This window comes from Bacillus cereus group sp. BfR-BA-01331 (assembly GCF_022663915.1).
GTDB lineage: Bacteria > Bacillota > Bacilli > Bacillales > Bacillaceae_G > Bacillus_A > Bacillus_A mycoides.
The window spans coordinates 1-23,582 of sequence record NZ_JAKUGJ010000036.1 but is presented as its reverse complement, the minus strand read 5'-3'; the positions used below and the strand labels follow the sequence as shown (position 1 = coordinate 23,582).

Genomic DNA, 23,582 nt, shown 5'->3' with positions numbered 1-23,582 from the left:
AATAAAAATTGACGTTCACGTTGTTTGTTTCGTTCAGTTTTCAAAGAACTACTTAGTCGCTCATTTGCGACTTCCTTATGTTAACATCTTCGTTAGTTAATGTCAACTAAGTTTTTCATTTTGTTTGCCGCGTTCTGCGTTATTGCATCGGCGACTTGTTTTATATTACACCTCTAAACTCTAATCGTCAATATGTTTTTCTAAAAAAATATAAAAAGGCTTATTCCTTTTAAAATAAGCCTTTTTATCCTATAACATTCTATTCATTTATTATTTTTCTATAATTGGTAATGAAACGATGAACTGAACGATCCCGTCCTCATACTCAGCTCGAATACTACCACCTTGCAACTCAACAATACTTTTCGCAATAGCTAATCCGAGCCCCGAACCTTCTGTTACTCTACTTCTAGATTGATCTTTCTTATAAAACCGTTCAAACAAGTTCCCTAACTCTTCTCTCGTAAACTCTTCACTATGATTCGCAATAACAATTTGTATATTCCTGCGCTGCCTTTGAAGAGAAACTTTTATCTCTCCGTCATCTTTACTATACTTAATTGCATTCATTAGTAAGTTGTCGAATACACGGACCATCTTTTCCGAATCAATCATCGCATATGCACGTTCCTCAGGAAACTTCTTAACAAACATAAGGCCATGCTCTTCCGCTTGTGGTACTAACTCTTCTATTAATTGATCAAGTAACTCATTTACACACACTTCCTGTTTTTCTAATACAACTTGTTCATTCGTTAACTTCGTATACTCAAATAAATCTTCTATTAAATTCTTTAACTGCTCCGACTTTGCAAAAGCAATTCTAGTATATTCATCATATTGCTCTTTATTTTCATATTTAGAGTCTCTGATTAATCGTAAGTATCCCATAATAGAAGTAAGTGGTGTCCGTAAATCATGAGATACATTTGTAATAAGCTCGTTTTTCTGTTTTTCTAATGTACGCTCTTTTTCTATATTGTTCATAAGTTCTTCCGCCATATTATTAATATTCTCAGTTAAAGACGCAATCTCATCTTCACCTTTCTTCTCAATACGGTACGCTAAGTTTCCTTTTTCTATTTCCTTTACACCTTGTGCCATCGCTTCAATTTGCTTCATCTTTCTCTTTGTTATATAGAAGAAAGAGAAAATAAATACAAGTACACCTATGAAAAACGGAAACGGTCCTTCTTGCGTATCATATATTACTTCACCTTCTGGAATCCCACTAACAAACATGTATAAATTCTTATCTTCTATTGTAATAGGTGCAAAAGCTATAAATTCTTTTCTCGTACTTTCAAATTCTTTTCTACCATTCATATAATTAATCGCAAACGATGATGCATTACGAATTGTATTATGCAAATCAATTTGCTCTTCTTGCGCCTGCTTCGTTTTATATAAAACTTTACCGCTCTCGTCAGTGACCAGCACTTTTAAAGCTCTAGAGTTTTGTTCTAAATTTTGATTCTCTATTTCAATCATAGTTGATATAGCTTCTAATTTATTTTCATGAACTGAACTATTTGCCACGCTTTGAGCTTGTTGATTAATTTGTTCCATACCAACCCGATAATCGATCGTCGCCTCTCGATTCGCATTCTCAAAAAACGGTGTTGCTGCCTTCGCTGACAAAATCCCTAACAACGCACAAGCAGTAAACGCAGTAATAAGTTGAATTCGTATACTCCGTTTCACACTCTTCACTATCTTTCCAATTAATTCTCGAATTTTCCTAACATAAGTAAATGGATTAAATATCTTTTTCAATCTTATACCCCACTCCCCATACTGTTTTTATATATATTGGCTTCCTTGGATTCTCCTCAATCTTTTCACGCACTTTTCGAATATGAACCATTACCGTGTTATCCGACTGGAAAGATTTTTCGTTCCAAACCTTTTCATAAATTTGTTCCGCACTAAAGACCATCCCCGGATTACGGACTAGTAATTCTAAAATTGAAAATTCCCTCGGGGTCAGTTTCACTTCTTCTCCATCCACAATGACTGTATGAGTGGAGATGTTTATTTTCATCTCTCCAATTTCTAACTCGTCCTCATTTTGAATAGCAAAGCCATTCATTTTCATATAACGACGTAGCTGCGATTTAATTCTTGCGATTAACTCTAACGGATTAAACGGTTTTGCTACATAATCATCTGCACCTGTTGTTAATCCTAAAATTTTATCCATATCTTGCGTTTTTGCCGAAAGCATAATAATCGGCATTTCCTTCGCTTCCCTTACTTTCATACACATATGAATACCATCTACTTTCGGCATCATAATATCTAATACGACTAAGTGCACTTCATTTTCTTCTAATATACGTAACCCTTCTTCTCCGTCCCCTGCTTGCAGTACTTTATATCCTTCGTTCTTTAAATAAATTGTAATAAGGTTCCTAATTTCTTTTTCATCATCTACGACAAGTATCGTTTCCCCGGCCATAATATCTCTCCCATCAGTTTTTTAATCCCTAACTTCTATTATAAGAAAACTTCTGAAGAAAAACGCTCGGAAATCCTTAAGATTTTCTGAAGACGCAAAAAAGGTCTAGACTCCCCTCAAGTCTAGACCTTTCAAAAAACCCCTTTTATTTACGAACGTAGATGAAATATAGTACGAATAAAACTCCCATAACATACATAATTGGATGAATCTCTTTACGACGACCACTCACAACCATTGTAATTGGATAGAAGATAAACCCGATTGCAATTCCTGTTGCGATACTATACGTAAGTGGCATTGAAATGATAGTAAAGAACGCTGGTACTGCAATCTCGAATTTCTTCCAATCAATTTCTCCTAAAGATGAAACCATCAAGATTCCTACAATAATTAATGCTGGCGCTGTTACAGCTGGTGTCACAACACTTAATAGTGGTGAGAAGAATAGTGCCAGTAAGAAGAATCCTGCTGTTACAACTGCTGTAAATCCAGAACGTCCTCCTGCCGCTACCCCCGCAGACGATTCAATGTAAGACGTCGTAGTAGATGTACCTAGAATTGCACCAATTACAGTTGCAATCGCATCTGCAAATAACGCTTTACCTGCACGTGGTAATTTATTGTTCTTCATTAATCCCGCTTGATTCGCAACCGCTACAAGCGTACCTGCTGTATCAAAGAAATCAATAAAGAAGAACGTTATAATAACAATCGCCATTTCAACAGTGAAAATGTCTCCAAAGTGAGTTAATGCTACCCCGAACGTTGGTTCTAGACTCGGTATTGCTCCCACTACAGCTTTTGGTGTATCAATTAATCCAGTCGCTACTCCTAAGATCGCCGTAAGGATCATACCGTAGAAAACTGCACCATTTATTTTTTTAATCATGAAAATGATTGTAGTAACAACTCCGAAGATTGCTAGTAACGTTGTGCCCTTTGTTAAGTCCCCCAACCCAACAAGAACAGCATCATTCTTTACGATAATTCCAGCGTTTTGGAATCCAAGGAAGGCAATGAATAATCCAATACCCGCCGCTACTGCAAACTTTAACTCTACTGGAATTGCATTAATGATTTTTTCACGAATACCTGAAGCAGTAAGAATAATAAAGATAATACCTGACATTAATGTTCCAGCAATTGCCGTTTGCCACGGAATTCCCATCGTTAACACCGCTGTATAAGCAAAGAACGCGTTTATTCCCATACCTGGCGCTAAAGCAATCGGATACTTCGCAAATATCCCCATAATTAACGAACCAATCGCCGCTGCTAATGCTGTAGCAACGAATACTGCACCTGGATCCATTCCTGTACCCGCCGGTAATCCTTTAACATTTCCAAGCGACAGCGTAGCAGGATTGACAAATAGTACGTAAGCCATAGATAGAAATGTCGTTAAACCTGCTATGAACTCTGTTTTATAATTTGTGCCGAGTTCATCAAACTGAAAATAGCGTTTCATCTTACGTTTCCCCCGTTATATGATTACTCGCCGTATTTCACCCTAGCCCTCTTTTATCTATAAAAATAAAAAAGGCTTCCATTGCATATACATGGAAGCGTTCTATGAATAAAGACAAGTTCCCCCTCATCTTTATAGAAACGCCTCGTAGTCAAGCCATTTACGGTAGCTAGGTAGAAACTTTCGGGCCATATCCCCGATATTATACGACGGCATAATATTCACTTTTCGTTTGAATTACATACTCATATTAACTCGAGGAGGTGGTTTTGTCAATTTAAAAACGAACATTTTTATAAACTTTTATATTTTCGTTCGTATTAAGGGTAAAAACAAAAAGATCCATCTATACATGAACGATAGATGGATCTTTTTTATTACAATACTATTCCCACTCAATCGTAATAGGTATGGGATAAGTATTGATATATAGCTACTTCATCTATTTTTTAATTATTTGGTGGGGCAATTGGTGGTGAATAAACATATTATCGAGCATTCAACGAATTTATGCAAACTAAATAACAAGCAAAATCTCCAAATCTCTTTCTATCACTTTCAATAGTCCCCAACTCGTCAAACCACACCGAACTCCAATTTTGTTGTTTCATATAATTTGCAATTACTTTTAGATTTATCATAAATGTATTGTGTTGATGTGTTCGGGAATCATCAATGTCTCTACGCTCTTCTAACGTCTGTATACTCCATTCAGCACGAGTATTCGCATAAACGATAGCAGATTTAATCATATCTTCCCAAAACTCCTTAAAATCACTATCGCTGGTATTAACAGACTGTAATATTTGAGAGTAAATTTCTTCAGCTTCTTGAAAAGTTAAACTATCTTTTTCTTCTAAATATGTTTTATACGTCAACATAAACCTCTCTCCATTCCCCATGTATAGTATCCTTTTCAAAGGTTGAATATCTTTTCTTTTCAGTATCATATTTCAAAACCGGAATATTGCCGCTTTTTTCAACAGTACCATCAATATAAAAATGACTTTCTCCATCCCAATAAACCTTTCCAAGATATTCTTTTTTATTTGCTATCTCCACACTTGAAATATGCCCTGCAATAATATCTTTATAAAAATATCCTGTCTCAGCTGGGTACTTTTGTGTGAAATACTCTTTAGGAGTACCATGTTTCCACAAATCTTCGGCTTCTTCTAAAATACCAGCATGGACAAATATTTGTTGGTCTGTTTCAAAGTAACGAAGCTGTTTAGAAATATTCAGTAACCATTTCAACAAATCACCATGTTTCTTCTTAATAGCTTCCTTTAATGCCTCACTTACTTTTTCATATGAATAGGTTAAAGGCTGAAAAGTATCAAAAATCTCTCTATACTCCTCAACAGTAAGGAAACTTTTAAATGTACATATATCTGGCTCTTGAAATAACAATTTAAAATCATCCTCTTGGGAATATAACCAATGAAGGAATACTTCATCATGATTTCCTACCAAAACAATAACTTGATCCACATGATTTTCATGTAATTCTTTTATGTAATATAAAACCCTACATGAATCATTTCCTCCATCCACGTAATCACCTAGGAAGATAATTTTATTTTCTTTATTCTTTAAATCAACATTTTTCAACGAATCAATCATTTCATTGTAATAACCGTGAATATCGCTAATTGCATATATCGTAGCCATTTATTTATCCCTTCTTTTTTTTATAACTTGATTTCCATTAAAGATTATCTTCGTATATTCGGCAGTCTCTATTTTTATATTCCCTGACATCTCCTCAGCAATTGCCATATCAGCACCACTCCACATATGAGCATAATGTTTTAAAGTAATCTCGGGACTTGAATGACCCATACGTTGAGATAAAACTAGCACCGACACATTAAATTCATTAATAAGATATGAAGCATGAGAATGACGCAATCCCTTTGCTTGTATCTTTTTCACTCCTGCAAATTTAGAATATCGCTCAATAATTCGTGATATCGTTGATTTAATCATCGGTAGACCATCATAACTAAACACAAAATCATTTTCCTTACCTAATCCAATCTCTGTTTGCCTACTTTTCCAGTCATTTAAAATTTTGATAGTGTCATCATCCAGTGCTACTATTCTCTTTCCATCTTCTGTTTTCGTATATGAATTCCGTTTCCAATCCGCTCTGTTTTTCATAATAAGCATATGATGAATCCGTATACGTTTCTTTGTTAAATCAATGTCATTCCAATATAAAGCTGTTCCTTCATTCACACGAATCCCTGTCATATAATAAACCCATAACATAACGAAATTTAAGTGTTCATAAAAATCACCAATATAAATTTGATTTATCACTTTTTCAAATTCTTGTTTTGTCCAATAGGGTACAATAGCTTTTCCTTTGTTGATTGCCCTAACCTTTTTTGAAATATTGTATTCTAAGTATTGCATTTCAACAGCTTTATCTAAACTTTTACGAAATGTTCCAAAAACTAAACTCGCATAAGATTGAGAATACCCTGCTCCTCCATTTTCTTGACTTGTTAATAACCATGTACGAAAATTTTGTACGTCCTCAACTGAAATAGAACGGAGAGGAATTGAAGCAAATCTATCTCTTATCTTTTCCAATATTCTTTGCTTAATAGAAAAGGTACTTTCTTCAACTTCTGTTTGATAATACGCTATATATACAGTATTCATAAATTGCTCGTAAGTCATTTTATAGTTAGCGTAACTATTGACTTTATGATATTCTCTTTTTAATCGAGTTAACTCTTTGTTAGCTTCGAACGCGGAAGAAAAGGGCTTTCCATTAACGTCTTTTCTTCCTTTTTTTCGTATTCGTTTTCCTGTAATCCGATCAATGCCAAATTCTGATTGATAAAAGAAATTTCCCTTATCATCAACATATACACCAGGGTATTTCGTTGTTTGCTGCGTCATTGGGAATTACTCATTTCTGTTATAAGAGAAACTCCTAAAATGGATTCAACCACATCCCTCGGTACTCTCCCCAGTCTTTTGTTGTTATAATACGGACAACCTTTTTGCACCATGATTGCTTTTGCTTGCCTAATTAGTGAAACAGCTTGATATTTCTTATATCCTAGTTTAATTAAATCATCTTTACATATTGTTGTACCCATCACAACAACCCCTTTCCACGCTAATATTCATCCTCACTCATAAGTTCTAAAATACGTTGTTCAATTAATGTTTGGTCGGACTCAGTGATTTTTTCTTTCCCCATATGTATTAACTCTTTCAAATAAAGATCAGCATATTTTTCACCATATACGCGCCTAAACGACTCATAGAGCATACTGATTGATTTTACCGTAGCATTTTCAACCCAATTTTTCTTTTTCTTTAAAGTGAGCTTTTCACGCTCTACTTTTAAGGGAATTTCCTCAATACCATCTACAAGTTTTTGCCACCATCTCATTGTAGGAAGTCTATTTTTATTATGTAAGTCACTAGCACCCTTAGGTTGTGTCTTGAAACAATAATGAGCTGATAAAATACCTTTAACTATGGTATTAAGTGGTTTCCCATTCGATATTTGAAGAGCAACTTGCATTGCTTTATTTCCAGTCAGCTCTAGTTCCCATCTGACCCACTTTTCAACATTTACAATTTCACCTGCATTATCTCTTCTTTCTTGTTTTTTATCATAGATTCGTAATATTTGCGGAGATGCACCAATATACAATGTAAAACCGGTCAATTTCCCATCAAGAATCCTACCACTATTTATTTCAATAAATTTATGACTTTTCGTACTTAACTGCCCTCGTTTCACATAATCCTGCAACACTTTTACAGATGGAGTAACATCATCAAAAATATCTAAAGCCAAATCTATTCTTGATACTTTACCTTGTATTTCTAAAATAACTGATACAAATTTGTACCAATGCCAACCATCAATCCTCGACATGTGTTCTTCATATTGTCTACACGCTTGTCCAGGCATATCTATAAGAACACTACTGTGACTTCGTGAGGAATGAAGCTTTATATTCGCAAAGCTAATGCACATATCGTAAGTAGGATATGGAGACCCCTTAATCTCTGAAGAAAATTCAGAGATTGGGATTCCTAATATTCCATCAGCGACTGCCGGTAACTCACTATTTGGAATCGAACAACGAAGGTAATCAATTAAGCACTGATTACTTCGCTTTTGACTCATGTACTTCACCAATAGTGTAACTATCAGCTTCAATTTTGAGTTCTGAATACTGCCATGTATCGATCATTGGCTTACCTTGTCCGACAAATGTTTTCTTTTGCACCTTTTTAGGTTTTACTTTAAGCCCTATAAAAGAAATTGGAATAAATTCACCATCTTCGTAATCATCAAAGATAGGTAAACTATCTTGCTTTTCAATAACTACAGTAATAGGCGAACCAATTTCAGTACCACCATTTTGTAATACAAGCTCAATAAATGGTCTATCGTAAACTTTAAACGTTATTGCATACTTACCTGTTTCAACTAGCTCACCATTTAGATTCTTTTCTTTTTCAATTCGAGTAGCAAAGCCATCCTTTTGCACCAACATTGCTGTAGGAACTTTAAATTGTTTAATGTCAAAATGAAAATCACCTAATTCAACATTTTCCGAGTCATTTAAAGAATGTAATCTTGACGATTTTAAAATTAATTTTTCCATGTTTCCAACCCCTTTTTATCATTTTTTAATCCCGAACTCTCGGGATTTTGAGTAACCTTCCAAACCTAGGGCCCCAACCGATTGAATCATTTCCATTGAGGGTATTACACCCGTGTTACTCAACGGGTGGCTTCGCTAATCTTAGTTATTTATAAGAGTTGAGCAAAGAACGCTCAACTGGACCTCACGTTTCACGAGCGTTTCTTGCCACTCCGTTTGGCGACCCCAGTCGCCACCGAAACCCTCGCAAAACGAGAGGTTATATTGAAATGTTTAACTGTAATATTTTAATTCTGCAATAAAATTAAATTCCTTATAGTCAAGAAATGGAGTCTCTAGATACTTCGGCTTGCTCCAACCTAATCCATCAAGAAAAATATACCCTGTCCCTTGACCGCTAACTGTCTCCAATCCTTCTAAATCTCCAAACACCATTCTGTAAGCTTCATTACTCATGTTTCCTAACGCAATTCGAACACTCAAATTGTCTCGAAGCTCAGTCGGAATATTAGAAGCGTTCGGCTGCTGAGTAGATAGAATAACGAACACGCCCATCTCACGCCCTTTAAGAATGATCTCAGTTAGATTTGACATGGTTTCAGCAAAGGTTTTCTTATCAGCTCCAGCCCTAAACGCACCTAATTCATCAAAAACTAAAAATATAGGCTCCAAACCATAGTCAACATATGAAGCCCCGTAGACGAAATTTTCAGGATTTTCTTTGTAAATAGCAAACCTCTCCATCATTTGTTCTTTTACTTCACGAGTTAATCTAGCAATATTATTGGTTTCACTAGCAACATATTCTTTACCCCAAAAATGTTGAATACTTGATAAATCCGAGCGTTTAGGGTCACAGATATAAACTGTGGCTCGCATTTTTTTCATTTCAATAATTAAGTAGTTCAAAAACGTTGTCTTTCCTCCACCTGTAACTCCAGCAAGAAGAAGATGAGGTTGTTTTAATACATTCCAAGTAAGGTTACTGTTAAACGGAATATAAATACTATCGTTATGAGCTTTCCCTTGATCACTTGCCATCACTATACGTTCATCTTGTTTTTTTCTAAAGTAATAATCACAATAAGAAATTTTATCTACTTTGTTATAAACGGTTGAGCCAACCAATGCACTCAGTCCTGTATCGAGAGAACTTATCTTATCGTTAAAAACATCAGCATTTTTATAGCCACGTACAATCAGAGTTTCCTCGTCCTCACAAAAACCAAATACTGCACTGTTTGTCACAACTTTTACACGTTCAATATTATTTTCCGAGTCCTTTTTTTCTATCATTTCTGTTTCATACAACTTATTAGCCTTTATAAAATACAAAAGTTTTCCGGCAATTTTAGAAGGCTTGTTACGCTGCCTATAATAGAATTTCCAAATTTTGAATAAGAGATAAACTAATACAGGCAATAAAATAAAATCTGTAGTTGTATAAAAGAGACCCAAAACATTGATAGTAGGAAATAAAGGAGCTAACAGTACAACTAACCAAAAAGAAATTAACGATCCAATGACACACATCCAAAATAAGACGTTTATATGATTCTTATCGCCTGTATAAGATACAAGTTTAAAATCATCTTTTATACTTCTCTTTTTAATAGTTCGAGTTATAAAACGAAATAAATTTGTCATGTATTAGCTTCTTTCTTCTCAAATTTAGAATGAGGAAGAGAGAAATCCCCTCACTCAATTCCGTTTTCGGTATCTCTTTTTACTTTTAAGTCTAATCTTCTTTTAAACAAGCCCTCAACATACTTTACTTTATTATTTAATGCTACTAACACTTGATTGGCTTCTTCCTCCGTAAAGGCATAACGATTTGTTGAAAGATTACTAATTAAGTCGATTTCCTTTAATGTTCTTGCCAAACGTTTTTTTACTAATTTTTGAAATCTTTCTTCTTTTATTTTCATGCAAATCCCCTCTTTCTCTCTTAAATTAATCTTCAATTACAATTTCGCCATTATCACCAATGCGATAATCACCGTTTCCGATAGCTACAGACTCCATATACTCTTCTAAATAATCAATGACTTCAAGTTGTTCCTCATCTGACAAATTTTCAAACTCTTCTTCAAGCATTTCAATTAATACCTCCTTCATGAATTTAAATCACGCAAACAAGCACCAAATTGCGTTAAAATAATATTATCACCTTAAGTTCACCTGGTCAACACCAAAAAAACATATATTTGCGTGATTTTTTGGTGAGTTAATATTATAAATAAATATTTGCTCTCGAAAAAGGCAAATGTACAAAGACAAGAAAGTTTAAACTTTTATTTATAAAGAAAAGACATCCTAAGATGCCTTTCTACTCTGTAACAAATTTAAATACATAGTACATAAAAAATAGACAAGATAGATATGCTAGTCTGCCAGCAATCGATTCTCTCATAAATTTCATAAGTATGACTTTGACAAGCAATGCTAAGAATAACGGTATAAACAGTACCATAGCAAGTTTGATCGCTATGTCATTTATTGTTGGATTAAATGGTTCAAAATTAATTATAATATTCACTTACCCTTCTATTATCCGTTTATTTTTATAATATAATTATATAAATAAGCTCACTAAAAAGATACCATAAGGTTCCTTCCTCCAACTGAACCATCTTAATTTTAATCGGTTTTGTTGTAAATATAGGAAGCATTTCAAGGAACAATCAGGATTCCTACCGGAATTGTTCTTTTTTATCATATGCATGGCTTCTACTCCTATATGATATTACCCTATATAACAAAAAAAGCACCGCTATGGATGCTTTAGCCTACATATTCTTCAATTTTACTAAAGATACCATTAATAGCAGGTACTACGCATGCAGACGCTACAATTGCAGAAATAAGTTTAACAAAAAACAAGCTTACAGTCATATTAACACCCCCTGCTCTAATAATAAGCGGGAAACATTACATGAATTTTAAAATCATATTATACTAATATTAATTTTTATTTATTTTTGTTACAAAGATAAACACGTTCATTAAAGAGCTTGTTTTAATACAGCAACTAATTCATTTATACTTTTCATTTCTTCAATGAAGTCTTCATGTCTTGAATATAGCCCAGATGTGTTCTTATCTTCTTCTGAAATAACTTCTTTAAGTTCGCAGTCTACTCTTTCGTACTTTGCAAAAAAAGTCCTCGAACATTACCGGCTAAGTAGTTTAGAGTTTCTTGTCCCAAGTTCAAAAAGTTTAGCCTTTCATGTCTTTGTACAGCAAAATAAAAAGGCTAATCTAAAATGATTAACCTTTGTTTTAATATTTATTTTTCTTCTTTTTTCTTCTTTTCCATTAGTTCAACTTGATTTTTTAGTGCATATCCAATAGCAAAGCCTTGAGTTACTTTTCCTCCTCCAGATTCTTCACTAATCAATTTTTGCAACTTTGTTAAGTTCTCTTTTGCTTCAATAGATAATGTAATTGTCATTCTCATAAAATTGCCTCCTATAAATAAACATCCTATTACGTGTCATTTTACCACCAATATGGTGATTCCACAATTTAATAGAAAAATCATTGAATACACCCTTATCAATTAACCCCCCAAGAAATATATCTTGGGGGGTCTTTTGGTGGTGAATACTATCATAAATCAAGCATTTAAAACATTTAACAAGTTGAAAAACGCTTTAAGATAGGCTTCACAAATATTATTAATTTAATGTCTTATTCCCACTCAATAGTTGCTGGTGGCTTACTCGTTATATCATACACGATACGGTTAACGTGTTTTACTTCGTTTACGATACGTACAGAGATTTTCTCTAATACGTCCCAAGGGATACGTGCCCAATCAGCTGTCATACCGTCGATAGATGTTACTGCACGGATACCTACTGTGTAATCGTAAGTACGCTCGTCACCCATAACACCTACACTACGCATACCAGGAAGCGCAGTGAAGTATTGCCAAACTTCGCGGTCTAATCCTGCTTTTATAATTTCTTCACGTAAAATTGCATCAGATTCACGAACGATTTCTAATTTCTCTTCTGTAATTTCACCTAATACACGAATACCAAGTCCTGGACCTGGGAACGGTTGACGCCATACGATTTCATCAGGAATTCCTAGTTCTGATCCTAATACACGTACTTCGTCTTTAAATAAAGTGTTTAAAGGCTCAATTAATTTGAACTGCATGTCTTCTGGAAGTCCACCAACGTTATGGTGAGATTTAATTGTTTGTGCAGTTGCTGTACCACTTTCAACGATGTCTGTATAAAGTGTACCTTGCGCTAGGAAGTCCATTCCTTGTAATTTAGAAGCTTCATCATCAAATACGTAAATGAATTCATTACCGATGATTTTACGTTTTTGCTCTGGATCTTCTACACCTTTTAACTTGTTCATGAAGCGCTCTTGTGCATCCACTTTAATAACGTTCATATGGAAGCCTTCGCTAAATGTTTTCATAACACCTTCTGCTTCATCTTTACGAAGTAAACCGTGGTCCACGAAAATACATGTTAATTGGTCACCAATTGCCTTATGAATTAATACTGCTACAACAGAAGAGTCTACACCGCCACTAAGTGCGCATAATACTTTTTTGTCTCCAACAGTTTCACGGATCTTCTCTAATTCTACTTCGATAAAGTTCTCCATGTTCCATCCTTCAGAACAACCACATACGCCGAATACGAAGTTTTTAATTAAATCGTTACCGTGCTCAGAGTGACGTACTTCTGGGTGGAATTGTACACCGTATAAGTTTTCCGCTTCATTGCTCATACCAGCAATTGGACAAGACTCACTTGTTGCATCTACTACGAATCCTTCAGGTAAACCAGTTACTAAGTCACCATGGCTCATCCATACAACTTGCTCTTCTGGAAGGTTCGCATATAATTTTGATTCGTTCTCTACTTTAAGAACAGCTTTTCCATACTCACGGTGGTTTGCACGTTCTACTTTACCACCGAAGTGTTGTGTCATAAGCTGCATACCGTAACAAATACCGAAGATCGGTAATCCTAGTTCAAAGATTTTTTCATCACAATGTAATGCGCCTTCACCGTATACACTATTCGGTCCACCAGAGAAGATAATCCCTTTTGGATTCATTGCTTTAATTTCTTCTGCAGTAATTGTATGTGGATGAAGTTCACTGTATACACCGAACTCACGAATTCGACGTGCTATTAACTGATTGTACTGACTCCCAAAATCTAAAACGATAATTGTATCATGCTGCTTCTTCAAAATAATCACCCCAACGTTAGTTCTCGTATATAAATATTTTCACCAATTTGGCGAAAAGCATTACTAATATAATAAAAAAAGCCAGTCCTCCGCCTCTAGTCTCATGACAAAGAAAAGGCAGGGGTCTGGCTTTATAAAGAAAGATAGTCTTCCGCTCTTTATAAATATAAGACGCACTGCCTTCATAGTCAGGTTGTTTACGGTAACCCGGTAGAGACTCTCAAACCATATCATCGAGGATATATGAAGGATTGTTTTATATTATCTTCCTAGATTCTAACAATGAAGTATCGATATGGTCAAGAGAGAAAGCGACAAAATTCTACAGAAATTATTTTCCTGCGCTCAAAAACATAAAAAAACATCCACTTCTATATAGAAGTGGATGTTTTTCGGGAGAACGGAATTACATCATTCCGCCCATACCACCCATGCCCATGCCGCCCATGTCAGGCATTGCTGGTGCATTTGGTTCTGGCTTGTCAGCAACTACAGCTTCAGTTGTTAAGAACATAGCTGCAACAGATGCTGCGTTTTGAAGTGCAGAACGAGTTACTTTAGCTGGATCTACGATACCAGACTCAAGCATGTTAACCCATTCGCCAGTAGCTGCGTTGAAACCAACGCCTACTTTTTCGCCTTTTAGACGCTCTACAACTACAGATCCTTCTAGACCAGCGTTGATTGCGATTTGACGAACTGGCTCTTCTAGTGCACGAAGTACGATGTTGATACCTGTTGCTTCGTCGCCTTCAGCTACGATAGAAGCTACTTTTGTGTATACGTTCATAAGTGAAGTACCACCACCTGCAACGATACCTTCTTCTACTGCTGCACGAGTTGAGTTAAGTGCATCTTCAATGCGAAGTTTGCGCTCTTTTAACTCAGTTTCAGTTGCTGCACCTACTTTAATTACTGCTACACCGCCCGCAAGTTTAGCAAGACGCTCTTGTAATTTTTCACGATCGAATTCAGAAGTAGTTTCTTCTAATTGCGCGCGGATTTGACCGATGCGAGCTTCGATTTGTTGTGAATTTCCAATACCTTCAACTACAGTTGTGTTTTCTTTCGTTACAACAATTTTACCAGCACGTCCTAAAGATTCAACTGTAGCAGATTTTAAATCACGTCCTAATTCTTCCGTTATTACTTCGCCACCAGTTAAGATTGCGATATCTTCTAGCATTGCTTTACGACGGTCACCAAATCCAGGAGCTTTAACAGCAACTACATTGAATGTACCACGAAGTTTGTTCACTACTAATGTAGCTAACGCTTCGCCTTCTACATCTTCAGCAATGATAAGAAGTGGTTTACCTTGTTGTACCACTTGCTCTAATACTGGTAAGATTTCTTGGATGTTAGAAATCTTTTTGTCAGTAATTAAAATGTATGGGTTATCAAGAACTGCTTCCATTTTGTCAGAATCAGTAATCATGTAAGGAGATGCATATCCACGATCAAATTGCATACCTTCTACTACGTCTAATTCTGTTGTGAATCCTTTAGATTCTTCTAAAGTAATAACGCCGTCGTTACCAACGCGCTCCATTGCTTCAGCGATTAATTGACCTACTTCTTCGTCAGCCGAAGAAATAGCAGCTACTTGTGCGATAGAAGATTTACCTTCGATTGGTTTAGAAATCGCTTTTAATTCTTCAATTGCAGCAGTAACAGCTTTTTCGATACCTTTACGAAGACCCATTGGGTTTGCACCAGCTGTTACGTTTTTAAGACCTTCACGAATCATAGCTTGCGCTAATACAGTTGCAGTTGTCGTTCCGTCACCAGCTACATCGTTTGTTTTGCTAGCAACTTCTGCTACTAATTTCGCACCCATGTTTTCGAATGCATCTTCTAATTCGATTTCTTTTGCGATTGTTACACCGTCATTTGTAATAAGTGGTGAACCGAATTTTTTCTCAAGTACAACGTTACGACCTTTTGGTCCAAGCGTTACTTTTACTGCGTTTGCAAGAGTGTCGACACCGCGAAGCATCGAACGACGTGCTTCTTCACTAAATTTAATATCTTTTGCCATAATAATTGACCCCCTTGGATTTTTAAAATGTATATAATTAACCGATAATTGCTAAAATGTCACTTTCACGTAAAATCAAGTAGTCTGTACCTTCGTATTTCACTTCAGTACCTGCATATTTTGAGAAGATGATAAGATCACCTGCTGCTACCTCTAAAGCAACACGCTCACCATTTTCAAGCACTCGGCCTGTACCTACTGCAATAACTTTACCCTCTTGTGGTTTTTCTTTTGCAGTTTCTGGTAATACAATACCACTTGCTGTTTTTTCTTCTGCTTGAACAAGTTCAATTACAACGCGATCACCTAATGGCTTTAGCATGAACAACAACCTCCTCATTTTGTTATGTAAATTTTATTTATTAGCACTCAAGTCACACGAGTGCTAACACACTTCTAATAATAAATAATCTCAATTTCTTTTGCAAGTAAAAAAATCATAATTTTTTCGCAAATTACTTTATGCACTTTCCTATATAGCATTACTTCTTCTACTGCCTTTACCATATGAATCGTTGTTCCCACTTCTTGTATGTTACAATATGAAAGACACCCTAAGTTGTTTTCGCTAAACGTACAACTTTTTCCTGTCTCCTATTTTATTTTCAAATACTTATTTACAAAAAAAATATAATTCAAATGAAAGTTTATATCGTAGGTAGCATATTTACATGTTATCCTACCTTATCTCATACACTAGAGTTAGAAAGGATGGTTAAACCATTTGAAGAAACAATATTGGTGGATTATCGTTACATACATTTTAATGCAGTTATCTGGAATTGTTGGCTTACCACTACTCCTAAAAACAGGACTCTATGATAATAGAGGATTTACCATGGAGGAAAAAGGTCAAATCATAACGGGACATTGGGCAATCATTAGCTTCTTTGTTGCATTATGCATCGTGCTTTGGTTACTTAGAATAGATATTCGTGACAGGCATTTAGATAAAATGCGTGTTACGATCCCAGCTACAGTTGGTTGGATTATAATCGGTATTCTCTTAGCTTTCTCTTCCCAAATAATTGCCGGTATGATCGAAATGCGTCTACTAGGAATTAAACAAGGTTCGGAAAATACAATGAAGCTGATGGAAATTGCAAGAACGACACCTTGGTTCCTCATTGTTGTATCTATAATCGGACCTATCTTAGAGGAAATCGTATTTAGAAAAATTTTATTTGGCACACTTTATAAGAGATTTAATTTCTTTGTTGCTGCTATCATTAGTTCACTAGTATTCGCGGCGATTCATTTTGATTTTACTCACTTATTGGTATACACTTCTATGGGGCTCGTATTCGCCTTTTTATACGTAAAAACGAAACGAATTATAGTTCCTATTGCAGCCCATGTGGCAATGAATACATTAGTCGCTATTGGACAAATTTTTATGAGTAATGAGCAAATTCAAGAAATGATTAAAGAAGCTGAAAAAATGCAAGGCTTTATCGGAGGATTTTTAGTATGAGAAACTCACCATTGTTCATGGCTGCATTGTACTTTCTTCTTGGATGTATCTTTACACGCTTCGCCATTACGAACGTAACAGATACAATCTGGAATATGTGGACAATACTATTTGCAGTTATGGCAACAATTGATTTTAATTTGGCACTTCGCCTTATCTTAGTTAAATTCACAAAGAAAAAACAATAATAAAACGCAGAGGTCATCTCCTCTGCGTTTTATTGTGGATAATTCTTCAAAAAGTAAACAAGCGTTTGTAACTCTACAGCTAAATCAATGTGATGAATTCTTATATTCTCTGACACATTTAAGCGTGCTGGTGTGAAATTTAAAATACCATGCACGTTCGTTTCTGCCAATCTATCTGCCACAGATTGCGCTACTGTAGCGGGTACTGTTAATATTGCCACTTGTATATCAGTTGATAAACGTTCTTCTAGTTCATCCAAATGATATACAGGAATGCCTCCGATTTCTGTTCCAACTTTCTCTTCACTAACATCAAACGCCATTTCAATTTTTGTATTATTGTTTTTCGTGAAATTATAATGTAAGAAAGCGGTCCCTAAATTACCTACTCCAATAAGTGCCACGCGTGTTATATCATCTTGGTCGAGTGTTTCACGGAAAAATGATAATAAATAATTTACGTTATATCCATATCCTTTTTTCCCTAACGCTCCAAAATATGAAAAATCTCTTCGAATAGTTGCGGAATCAACCTTTACCGCTTCACTCAATTCGGCTGATGAAACACGTTGCTTACCAGAAAGAGATAAGTTTTGGATAAATCGATAGTATAGAGGCAATCGTTTGGCAGTGGCCTGTGGAATTTTTTGCTGATCCATATAACCTCTCCTCTCTTCCTATCTTTATTCTTATACTCGAATCAAATACAGAAGTTTAGTACTCATGAATTTCCTTGTATAATAAAGAGAAGAAGTATTCTCTCTTTATTTTAAACTATACACTATTTTTAGTATGATTGAGAAATATAAACATGGCAAAGTTAAGAAATTATTTGAGGTGAAAACATTGATATTATTACAAGTGAATGGGCTTTCGAAATTATACGGTGCAGAAACGATTCTTGCAAACATAAAATTGGAAGTACAAACAAAAGATCGTATCGCATTAGTCGGACGAAATGGAGCCGGAAAATCTACATTATTAAAAATAATAGCTGGCGAGTTATCTCATGATGGTGGTGAAATTATAAAACCGAAAGATGTCTCAATGGGGTATTTAGCTCAAAATACTGGACTCGAAACGTCTTTAACAATTTGGGATGAAATGTTAACCGTCTTTACACACTTGCAGCAGATGGAGACAAAACTTCGAAGGCTAGAGCAAGAGATGGGAAAAGAAGAAAACTTTTCAAATGCGGCTATATATGAGAAATTATTAGCTGATTATGACCAATTACAATTAGATTATAAGGATCAAGGCGGCTATCAGTACGAAGCGGATATACGCTCAATTTTAAGCGGTCTTGGCTTCCCAGTTGAAACGCATCAGACGAAAATTTCCACATTAAGTGGTGGACAAAAGACTCGATTAGCTCTTGGGAAATTATTATTAACTAGACCAGACTTACTTATTTTAGACGAACCTACAAACCATTTGGACATTGAGACACTAACATGGCTTGAACAATATTTACAAGGCTATCCTGGCGCGATTTTAATCGTTTCCCATGACCGTTATTTCTTAGATAAACTCGTTACACAAGTATACGAAATTTCTAATAAGGAAAGCCGACGATTTGTTGGTAACTACAGTAAATATTTAGATTCAAAATCAGCTCTATACGAGCAAGAGATGAAGCGTTATGAAAAACAACAAGATGAAATTTCTAAACTGGAAGACTTTGTACAAAAAAATATAGCTCGTGCATCTACGACAAAACGCGCTCAAAGTCGCCGTAAACAATTAGACAGAATGGAAGTATTAACTAGACCATTAGGCGATTCTAAATCAGCTTCCTTCCACTTCGATATTGAAAAACAAAGTGGAAATGATGTTTTACAAGTGAAAGATGCAACTATTGGCTATTATCAGGAACCGATTATTGAACATGTAAATATGCGCTTAACTCGCGGTGACAGTGTTGCCTTAGTTGGGCCGAACGGAATTGGAAAATCTACATTATTAAAATCCATTGTGAATAAGTTACAGCTATTACATGGAAACGTTGCTTTCGGGTCAAATGTATCTGTTGGTTATTATGATCAAGAACAAGCCAACTTAACATCTTCGAAGCGAGTTTTAAATGAATTATGGGATGAATATCCCCTGCAACCTGAAAAAGAAATTCGCACTATACTAGGCAACTTTTTATTCACAGGGGATGATGTACTCAAACCCGTATCTTCTCTTAGTGGGGGACAAAAGGCTCGACTAGCTCTTGCAAAACTTATGATGCAAAAATCCAATTTATTAATTCTCGATGAGCCAACAAACCATCTTGATTTAAATAGTAAAGAGATTTTGGAGAATGCTTTAATTGATTACCCAGGTACTCTTCTATTCGTCTCTCATGACCGCTACTTTATTAATCGCGTAACGACAACCGTTGTTGAGTTATCAACAGAAGGTGCACAAGAATATTTAGGTGATTACGATTATTACGTTGAAAAGAAAAACGAAATGATTGAACGTGCGGAACTAGAGCAAGAAGATGAAGTACCTGTTCAAAAAGTGGTGGCACAAGAAAAATTAAATTATCTCGAAGAAAAAGAACGTAAACAGCTAGAGCGTCAACGTACTCGAAAGATTGAAGAACTGGAACAAAATATCGTAGGCTTAGAAGAAGAAATTGCTACGTTAGAAGATCAGCTTTGCTTACCAGAAATATATGCAGATTATGAAAAGGCTAGTGAAATTACAACTAAAAAGCAAACACTGCAAGAACAGCTTGAAGCTTGTATGGCAGAATGGGAAGAACTGCATATATAAGAGAATTTAAAAGAGGAGGCTGTCTCATAAGTCGGGCTTTTTGACGAGATGACCTCCTTTTTATCTTCTTTTTTGGAATCAATACCATAGTAAATAAAATTATATAACCAATTCGACAAGGATTGACAATAGTAGCACCTTATATAATAAGTGGAGGATGTTTCAATTTTTTTTTGGCATCTCCTTGTTTTTTATTTCCCAAAAAAGAATTTATTCAAAGGTCAGACTTCCTCTGTGTTATCCACAAGGTTATGCACATATCCACCTTTATAATATAAACTTCCAAATAACTTTTCCACATTATCCACAACTGAATAAAAAGTTATGCACATTTTATGTACACAAAAAAAACCATATTATCAACAGATAATACGGGTTTTATCCACAGGCTGTGGTTAATTTTGTGTATAACTATGCTTCAATATCTAATCCTGGATTTGCATTTAAAGCTAATGTAGCGCGTTTTCCTTGTTCGTATGCAATTGTACCTGCAGCCGCAATCATCGCTGCATTATCTGTGCATAAAGATAGAGGAGGAATAATTAGCTCTATATTTTCTTTTTGTGCAAATTCTGCTGCTAAACGTGCACGAAGCCCTTTATTAGCAGCTACTCCACCAGCAAGAAGCACTTGTTTTACATTATAAGCATCTGCTGCACGAGACGCTTTCGTTACAAGTACATCTATTACACTTTCTTGGAAACTTGCTGCTAAATCTTCTGGTGCAATTTCTATACCGCGCTGTTTTGCGTTATGCACAGTGTTGATAACTGCTGATTTCAATCCACTAAAGCTGAAATCATACGAATCAGGTTCTAGCCACGCACGAGGCAAATCAATTGTTGGTTTTCCTTCATGCGCAAGGCGATCAATATGAGGACCACCTGGATAAGGCATTGATAATGTACGAGCTACTTTATCGTAAGCTTCTCCTGCCGCATCATCTCGCGTTTCACCAATCACTTCAAATGAACCATGTTCTTTCATATAAACAAGCTCCGTATGTCCACCGGATACAACAAGCGATAGTAACGGGAATTGTACTTCTTTTACTAAACGATTCGCATAAATATGACCAGCAATATGATGAACACCAACTAGAGGGATATCATGAGCAAAAGCCACAGCTTTCGCTGCATTTACACCTATTAAAAGTGCTCCGACTAAACCTGGGCCTTCTGTTACAGCAATTGCATCAATATCCTCAAAAGTGATATTCGCTTCTTTTAAAGCTTCTTCTAACACAACTGTGATTTCTTCTACATGATGACGGGATGCAATCTCTGGTACTACTCCGCCAAAACGCTTATGACTTTCAATTTGCGATGCAACGACATTCGCAATGATTTCCGTTCCATTTTTAACAACTGCTACAGCTGTTTCATCACAGCTTGTTTCAATACCAAGTATAATTATATTTTTTTCCATTATATATTCACCCACATTACAAGACCATCTTCCTGATTGTCTGCATAGTATCGTTTACGAATCCCACCATTTTGAAATCCGTATTTTCTGTATAACTGCTTTGCTACTTCATTTGACACGCGTACTTCAAGTGTCATTGTTTTTACTCCTAACCCTTTCGCTTCGGAAATGACTTCTTTTAATAAGGCATCCCCTAGCTTTTGACCTCTGTATTCCGGCAGGATAGCTATATTTGTTACATGTGATTCATCAATAATTATCCACAATCCACAATATCCAATTACGAGACCATCTTTTTCTAGCACGACATAATGTGCATGTTCATTCACCTCTAATTCACGGTGAAAGGCATCTGCAGTCCAAGGGGTTGAAAAAGATGCTTCTTCAATAGCTACAATTTGAGCAATATCATCGAGTGCCATCTTTCTAAATATCATATCCATCTTCTGTAGGCCCCTATTGTTTTTGACTTTCTAACCATTTTGTTTCAGCTTCAGCTAAACGAAGATAGCTAGGAACAAACGTATGCACGTCTTGTTCTTCTTTTTGTAATCCTAAAAATGCTAATTCACTTGGTCTTGGGTTATTCTTAGTGAACGGAGCAAATACAGCTTGATCACCTAAATATTCTACAATTGTTTCTTTATGCAATTTAACATCGTTACCAATAAATAAAACAGGCTGTTCTTTATCTTTTAACATTTGCAACCAGTCAACAATAAGAATAATTCGGTCTTCTTCTATTGAAGTTATACACTCTCCTTCATATGTATATAACCCCGTGTAAATTTGACCACGTCGGCCATCAAATAAAGGACAAATTAGTCCATTAAAATTAGTACCATTTGCAGCCACCACTTCCAAACTTGATACACCTACAATTGGTATTTGAAGTGACCAAGCTAATGTTTTTGCCGCTGTCACACCTATACGAACACCTGTATATGATCCCGGTCCAGCTGCTACAACAATTTTAGTCAATTCTTTCGGTTTTACACCGCATTCTTTTAACAGTTTCTCTACAGCTGGCATAAGACGTACAGAATGGTTTTTTGTTAAATTTGTAATGATTTCCCCAATCACGTTCCCTTCCTCAATAAGGGATACACCCATTACGTAATTTGAAGTATCAATTGCTAGTACTTTCATCTTGTAATAGCTCCTCACATAATCTAATATAGCGATCTCCAATTGGCTCGAGTACAATTTTTCTTGTATCATCTCCAGCATGGAATAAACTAATTTGCAACTTCTCATTCGGTAAATATGCTTCTATTAAATGAGCCCATTCTACTACTGTAATCCCTTCACCATAGAAATACTCATCAAATCCTAAATCTTCTTCACTTTCCGCTAACCGATACACATCCATATGATATAGCGGTAATCTTCCTTTATATTCTTTAATAATATTGAAGGTAGGACTATTTACGACTCTTTTCACTCCAAGACCTTTTGCTAGTCCTTTTGTAAAAGTCGTCTTGCCAGCTCCAAGATCACCTTCTAAAATAATTACATCTTTTTCCTTTACAAGTCTCCCTAATTTTTCTGATAATCGCTGGGTTTCTTCGGAAGATTTTGTTGTCATTTCATATTTACTCACAGACTTCACCTACTTTACTCACAATGTTCTCTGCTCTTTATTATACAGGTTTTAAATATATAAAAAAGTCCTTAGGAGTTTTCCTAAGGATAGTTTGACTGTCTTTATTAGTTTTTTGTTAAAACAAATAAAAAAATACGAAACAACTTGTTTCGTTCTTTTCTTTATATAAAATGGCGGTCCCGACCGGGGTCGAACCGGCGATCTCCTGCGTGACAGGCAGGCATGTTAACCACTACACCACGGGACCATTTGGTTGC

At 35.6% G+C, this 23,582-nt stretch carries 26 protein-coding genes, 1 tRNA gene and 2 riboswitches; of the genes, 3 read left to right on the top strand and 24 right to left on the bottom strand.

What is annotated here, in order from left to right:
* Positions 1-270: 270 nt before the first annotated feature.
* The 18 genes from MR155_RS28520 to MR155_RS31905 form a co-directional block, all read right to left on the bottom strand.
* Positions 271-1,776, bottom strand: a complete 1,506-nt coding sequence (locus MR155_RS28520) for a sensor histidine kinase (RefSeq protein WP_242311777.1) — start codon at positions 1,774-1,776, stop codon at positions 271-273.
* Positions 1,760-2,461: a response regulator transcription factor gene (locus tag MR155_RS28515; protein ID WP_085308686.1), complete on the bottom strand. Its 702-nt coding sequence runs from the start codon at positions 2,459-2,461 to the stop codon at positions 1,760-1,762. Before MR155_RS28515 ends, MR155_RS28520 begins: the two co-directional genes overlap by 17 nt.
* A 145-nt stretch (positions 2,462-2,606) precedes the next feature.
* Positions 2,607-3,932: an NCS2 family permease gene (locus MR155_RS28510; RefSeq protein WP_002091603.1), complete on the bottom strand. Its 1,326-nt coding sequence runs from the start codon at positions 3,930-3,932 to the stop codon at positions 2,607-2,609.
* A 128-nt stretch (positions 3,933-4,060) separates the two neighbouring features.
* A riboswitch (purine riboswitch) is annotated at positions 4,061-4,162 on the bottom strand.
* Positions 4,163-4,420: 258 nt separating this feature from the next.
* Positions 4,421-4,813, bottom strand: coding sequence for a hypothetical protein (locus tag MR155_RS28505; RefSeq protein ID WP_242311776.1), 393 nt, complete (start codon positions 4,811-4,813; stop codon positions 4,421-4,423).
* Entirely contained in the window at positions 4,800-5,606 is an 807-nt protein-coding gene (locus MR155_RS28500) for a metallophosphoesterase (protein ID WP_044783854.1), read from the bottom strand. The genes MR155_RS28505 and MR155_RS28500 overlap by 14 nt, the downstream gene beginning before the upstream one ends.
* The gene (locus MR155_RS28495) at positions 5,607-6,851 is read right to left on the bottom strand and encodes a tyrosine-type recombinase/integrase (protein WP_044783856.1); all 1,245 of its coding nucleotides are present in this window, start codon (positions 6,849-6,851) and stop codon (positions 5,607-5,609) included.
* Positions 6,848-7,054 (bottom strand): DUF3173 domain-containing protein, encoded by a 207-nt coding sequence (locus tag MR155_RS28490; protein ID WP_000537369.1) that lies wholly within the window; start codon positions 7,052-7,054, stop codon positions 6,848-6,850. Before MR155_RS28490 ends, MR155_RS28495 begins: the two co-directional genes overlap by 4 nt.
* A gap of 20 nt (positions 7,055-7,074) precedes the next feature.
* Positions 7,075-8,103 (bottom strand): replication initiation factor domain-containing protein, encoded by a 1,029-nt coding sequence (locus MR155_RS28485; RefSeq protein ID WP_242311771.1) that lies wholly within the window; start codon positions 8,101-8,103, stop codon positions 7,075-7,077.
* The gene (locus MR155_RS28480; RefSeq protein WP_242311769.1) at positions 8,084-8,587 is read right to left on the bottom strand and encodes a peptidase; all 504 of its coding nucleotides are present in this window, start codon (positions 8,585-8,587) and stop codon (positions 8,084-8,086) included. The genes MR155_RS28485 and MR155_RS28480 overlap by 20 nt, the downstream gene beginning before the upstream one ends.
* Positions 8,588-8,860: 273 nt before the next feature.
* Entirely contained in the window at positions 8,861-10,234 is a 1,374-nt protein-coding gene (locus MR155_RS28475; protein ID WP_242311767.1) for an FtsK/SpoIIIE domain-containing protein, read from the bottom strand.
* Between the two features lie 50 nt (positions 10,235-10,284).
* Positions 10,285-10,515: a hypothetical protein gene (locus MR155_RS28470; protein ID WP_000692815.1), complete on the bottom strand. Its 231-nt coding sequence runs from the start codon at positions 10,513-10,515 to the stop codon at positions 10,285-10,287.
* A 25-nt stretch (positions 10,516-10,540) separates the two neighbouring features.
* The gene (locus MR155_RS28465) at positions 10,541-10,705 is read right to left on the bottom strand and encodes a hypothetical protein (RefSeq protein ID WP_242311765.1); all 165 of its coding nucleotides are present in this window, start codon (positions 10,703-10,705) and stop codon (positions 10,541-10,543) included.
* Positions 10,706-10,916: 211 nt separating this feature from the next.
* A complete protein-coding gene (locus tag MR155_RS32105; protein ID WP_001021331.1) occupies positions 10,917-11,126 on the bottom strand; it encodes a hypothetical protein in 210 nt (69 codons plus the stop codon).
* 750 nt (positions 11,127-11,876) lie between these two features.
* The gene (locus MR155_RS28455) at positions 11,877-12,047 is read right to left on the bottom strand and encodes a hypothetical protein (RefSeq protein ID WP_162837641.1); all 171 of its coding nucleotides are present in this window, start codon (positions 12,045-12,047) and stop codon (positions 11,877-11,879) included.
* Between the two features lie 233 nt (positions 12,048-12,280).
* Positions 12,281-13,819 (bottom strand): glutamine-hydrolyzing GMP synthase, encoded by a 1,539-nt coding sequence (guaA, locus tag MR155_RS28450; protein ID WP_122974556.1) that lies wholly within the window; start codon positions 13,817-13,819, stop codon positions 12,281-12,283.
* 165 nt (positions 13,820-13,984) lie between these two features.
* Positions 13,985-14,086, bottom strand: a riboswitch (purine riboswitch).
* 139 nt (positions 14,087-14,225) lie between these two features.
* The gene (gene groL, locus MR155_RS28445) at positions 14,226-15,860 is read right to left on the bottom strand and encodes a chaperonin GroEL (protein WP_002029451.1); all 1,635 of its coding nucleotides are present in this window, start codon (positions 15,858-15,860) and stop codon (positions 14,226-14,228) included.
* Between the two features lie 37 nt (positions 15,861-15,897).
* Positions 15,898-16,182, bottom strand: coding sequence for a co-chaperone GroES (gene groES, locus MR155_RS28440; protein ID WP_002009985.1), 285 nt, complete (start codon positions 16,180-16,182; stop codon positions 15,898-15,900).
* Between the two features lie 74 nt (positions 16,183-16,256).
* On the bottom strand, positions 16,257-16,385 hold the full coding sequence (locus MR155_RS31905) for a hypothetical protein (RefSeq protein WP_277958783.1): 129 nt from the start codon (positions 16,383-16,385) through the stop codon (positions 16,257-16,259).
* 199 nt (positions 16,386-16,584) lie between these two features.
* Here MR155_RS31905 and MR155_RS28435 point away from each other — a divergent pair, with 199 nt between their 5' ends.
* Together MR155_RS28435 and MR155_RS28430 are read left to right on the top strand one after the other, a co-directional pair.
* The gene (locus MR155_RS28435; protein WP_113938564.1) at positions 16,585-17,334 is read left to right on the top strand and encodes a CPBP family intramembrane glutamic endopeptidase; all 750 of its coding nucleotides are present in this window, start codon (positions 16,585-16,587) and stop codon (positions 17,332-17,334) included.
* Positions 17,331-17,522: a YdiK family protein gene (locus MR155_RS28430; protein WP_001246201.1), complete on the top strand. Its 192-nt coding sequence runs from the start codon at positions 17,331-17,333 to the stop codon at positions 17,520-17,522. The genes MR155_RS28435 and MR155_RS28430 overlap by 4 nt, the downstream gene beginning before the upstream one ends.
* 29 nt (positions 17,523-17,551) lie before the next feature.
* On the opposite strand, the gene MR155_RS28425 is transcribed toward MR155_RS28430, so the two are convergent.
* Positions 17,552-18,181: a redox-sensing transcriptional repressor Rex gene (locus tag MR155_RS28425; RefSeq protein ID WP_000372704.1), complete on the bottom strand. Its 630-nt coding sequence runs from the start codon at positions 18,179-18,181 to the stop codon at positions 17,552-17,554.
* A gap of 187 nt (positions 18,182-18,368) precedes the next feature.
* On the opposite strand from MR155_RS28425, the gene MR155_RS28420 reads away from it, so the two are divergent.
* The gene (locus MR155_RS28420) at positions 18,369-20,291 is read left to right on the top strand and encodes an ABC-F family ATP-binding cassette domain-containing protein (protein WP_090835618.1); all 1,923 of its coding nucleotides are present in this window, start codon (positions 18,369-18,371) and stop codon (positions 20,289-20,291) included.
* A 411-nt stretch (positions 20,292-20,702) separates the two neighbouring features.
* Here the strand turns inward: MR155_RS28420 and tsaD are convergent, their stop codons facing one another.
* The 5 genes from tsaD to MR155_RS28395 form a co-directional block, all read right to left on the bottom strand.
* Entirely contained in the window at positions 20,703-21,719 is a 1,017-nt protein-coding gene (gene tsaD / locus MR155_RS28415) for a tRNA (adenosine(37)-N6)-threonylcarbamoyltransferase complex transferase subunit TsaD (RefSeq protein WP_002029447.1), read from the bottom strand.
* Positions 21,719-22,162: a ribosomal protein S18-alanine N-acetyltransferase gene (gene rimI, locus MR155_RS28410; protein ID WP_219300590.1), complete on the bottom strand. Its 444-nt coding sequence runs from the start codon at positions 22,160-22,162 to the stop codon at positions 21,719-21,721. Before rimI ends, tsaD begins: the two co-directional genes overlap by 1 nt.
* A 13-nt stretch (positions 22,163-22,175) precedes the next feature.
* On the bottom strand, positions 22,176-22,868 hold the full coding sequence (gene tsaB, locus MR155_RS28405; RefSeq protein WP_219300592.1) for a tRNA (adenosine(37)-N6)-threonylcarbamoyltransferase complex dimerization subunit type 1 TsaB: 693 nt from the start codon (positions 22,866-22,868) through the stop codon (positions 22,176-22,178).
* Positions 22,849-23,322: a tRNA (adenosine(37)-N6)-threonylcarbamoyltransferase complex ATPase subunit type 1 TsaE gene (gene tsaE / locus MR155_RS28400; RefSeq protein ID WP_113938562.1), complete on the bottom strand. Its 474-nt coding sequence runs from the start codon at positions 23,320-23,322 to the stop codon at positions 22,849-22,851. The genes tsaB and tsaE overlap by 20 nt, the downstream gene beginning before the upstream one ends.
* A 174-nt stretch (positions 23,323-23,496) precedes the next feature.
* A tRNA-Asp gene (locus MR155_RS28395) sits at positions 23,497-23,572 on the bottom strand.
* Positions 23,573-23,582: the final 10 nt, after the last annotated feature.

Coding starts and splice junctions, on each gene's coding strand:
- MR155_RS28475 (WP_242311767.1), bottom strand. CDS start 10,234: ATGACAAATTTATTTCGTTTTATAACTCGAACTATTAAAAAGAGAAGT.
- MR155_RS28495 (WP_044783856.1), bottom strand. CDS start 6,851: ATGACGCAGCAAACAACGAAATACCCTGGTGTATATGTTGATGATAAG.
- MR155_RS28480 (WP_242311769.1), bottom strand. CDS start 8,587: ATGGAAAAATTAATTTTAAAATCGTCAAGATTACATTCTTTAAATGAC.
- MR155_RS28485 (WP_242311771.1), bottom strand. CDS start 8,103: ATGAGTCAAAAGCGAAGTAATCAGTGCTTAATTGATTACCTTCGTTGT.
- tsaB (WP_219300592.1), bottom strand. CDS start 22,868: ATGAAAGTACTAGCAATTGATACTTCAAATTACGTAATGGGTGTATCC.
- MR155_RS28470 (WP_000692815.1), bottom strand. CDS start 10,515: ATGAAAATAAAAGAAGAAAGATTTCAAAAATTAGTAAAAAAACGTTTG.
- MR155_RS28430 (WP_001246201.1), top strand. CDS start 17,331: ATGAGAAACTCACCATTGTTCATGGCTGCATTGTACTTTCTTCTTGGA.
- MR155_RS28490 (WP_000537369.1), bottom strand. CDS start 7,054: ATGGGTACAACAATATGTAAAGATGATTTAATTAAACTAGGATATAAG.
- MR155_RS28510 (WP_002091603.1), bottom strand. CDS start 3,932: ATGAAACGCTATTTTCAGTTTGATGAACTCGGCACAAATTATAAAACA.
- MR155_RS28500 (WP_044783854.1), bottom strand. CDS start 5,606: ATGGCTACGATATATGCAATTAGCGATATTCACGGTTATTACAATGAA.
- tsaD (WP_002029447.1), bottom strand. CDS start 21,719: ATGGAAAAAAATATAATTATACTTGGTATTGAAACAAGCTGTGATGAA.
- groL (WP_002029451.1), bottom strand. CDS start 15,860: ATGGCAAAAGATATTAAATTTAGTGAAGAAGCACGTCGTTCGATGCTT.
- MR155_RS28455 (WP_162837641.1), bottom strand. CDS start 12,047: ATGAGAATGACAATTACATTATCTATTGAAGCAAAAGAGAACTTAACA.
- rimI (WP_219300590.1), bottom strand. CDS start 22,162: ATGGATATGATATTTAGAAAGATGGCACTCGATGATATTGCTCAAATT.
- MR155_RS28425 (WP_000372704.1), bottom strand. CDS start 18,181: ATGGATCAGCAAAAAATTCCACAGGCCACTGCCAAACGATTGCCTCTA.
- groES (WP_002009985.1), bottom strand. CDS start 16,182: ATGCTAAAGCCATTAGGTGATCGCGTTGTAATTGAACTTGTTCAAGCA.
- MR155_RS28515 (WP_085308686.1), bottom strand. CDS start 2,461: ATGGCCGGGGAAACGATACTTGTCGTAGATGATGAAAAAGAAATTAGG.
- MR155_RS28505 (WP_242311776.1), bottom strand. CDS start 4,813: ATGTTGACGTATAAAACATATTTAGAAGAAAAAGATAGTTTAACTTTT.
- MR155_RS28465 (WP_242311765.1), bottom strand. CDS start 10,705: ATGAAGGAGGTATTAATTGAAATGCTTGAAGAAGAGTTTGAAAATTTG.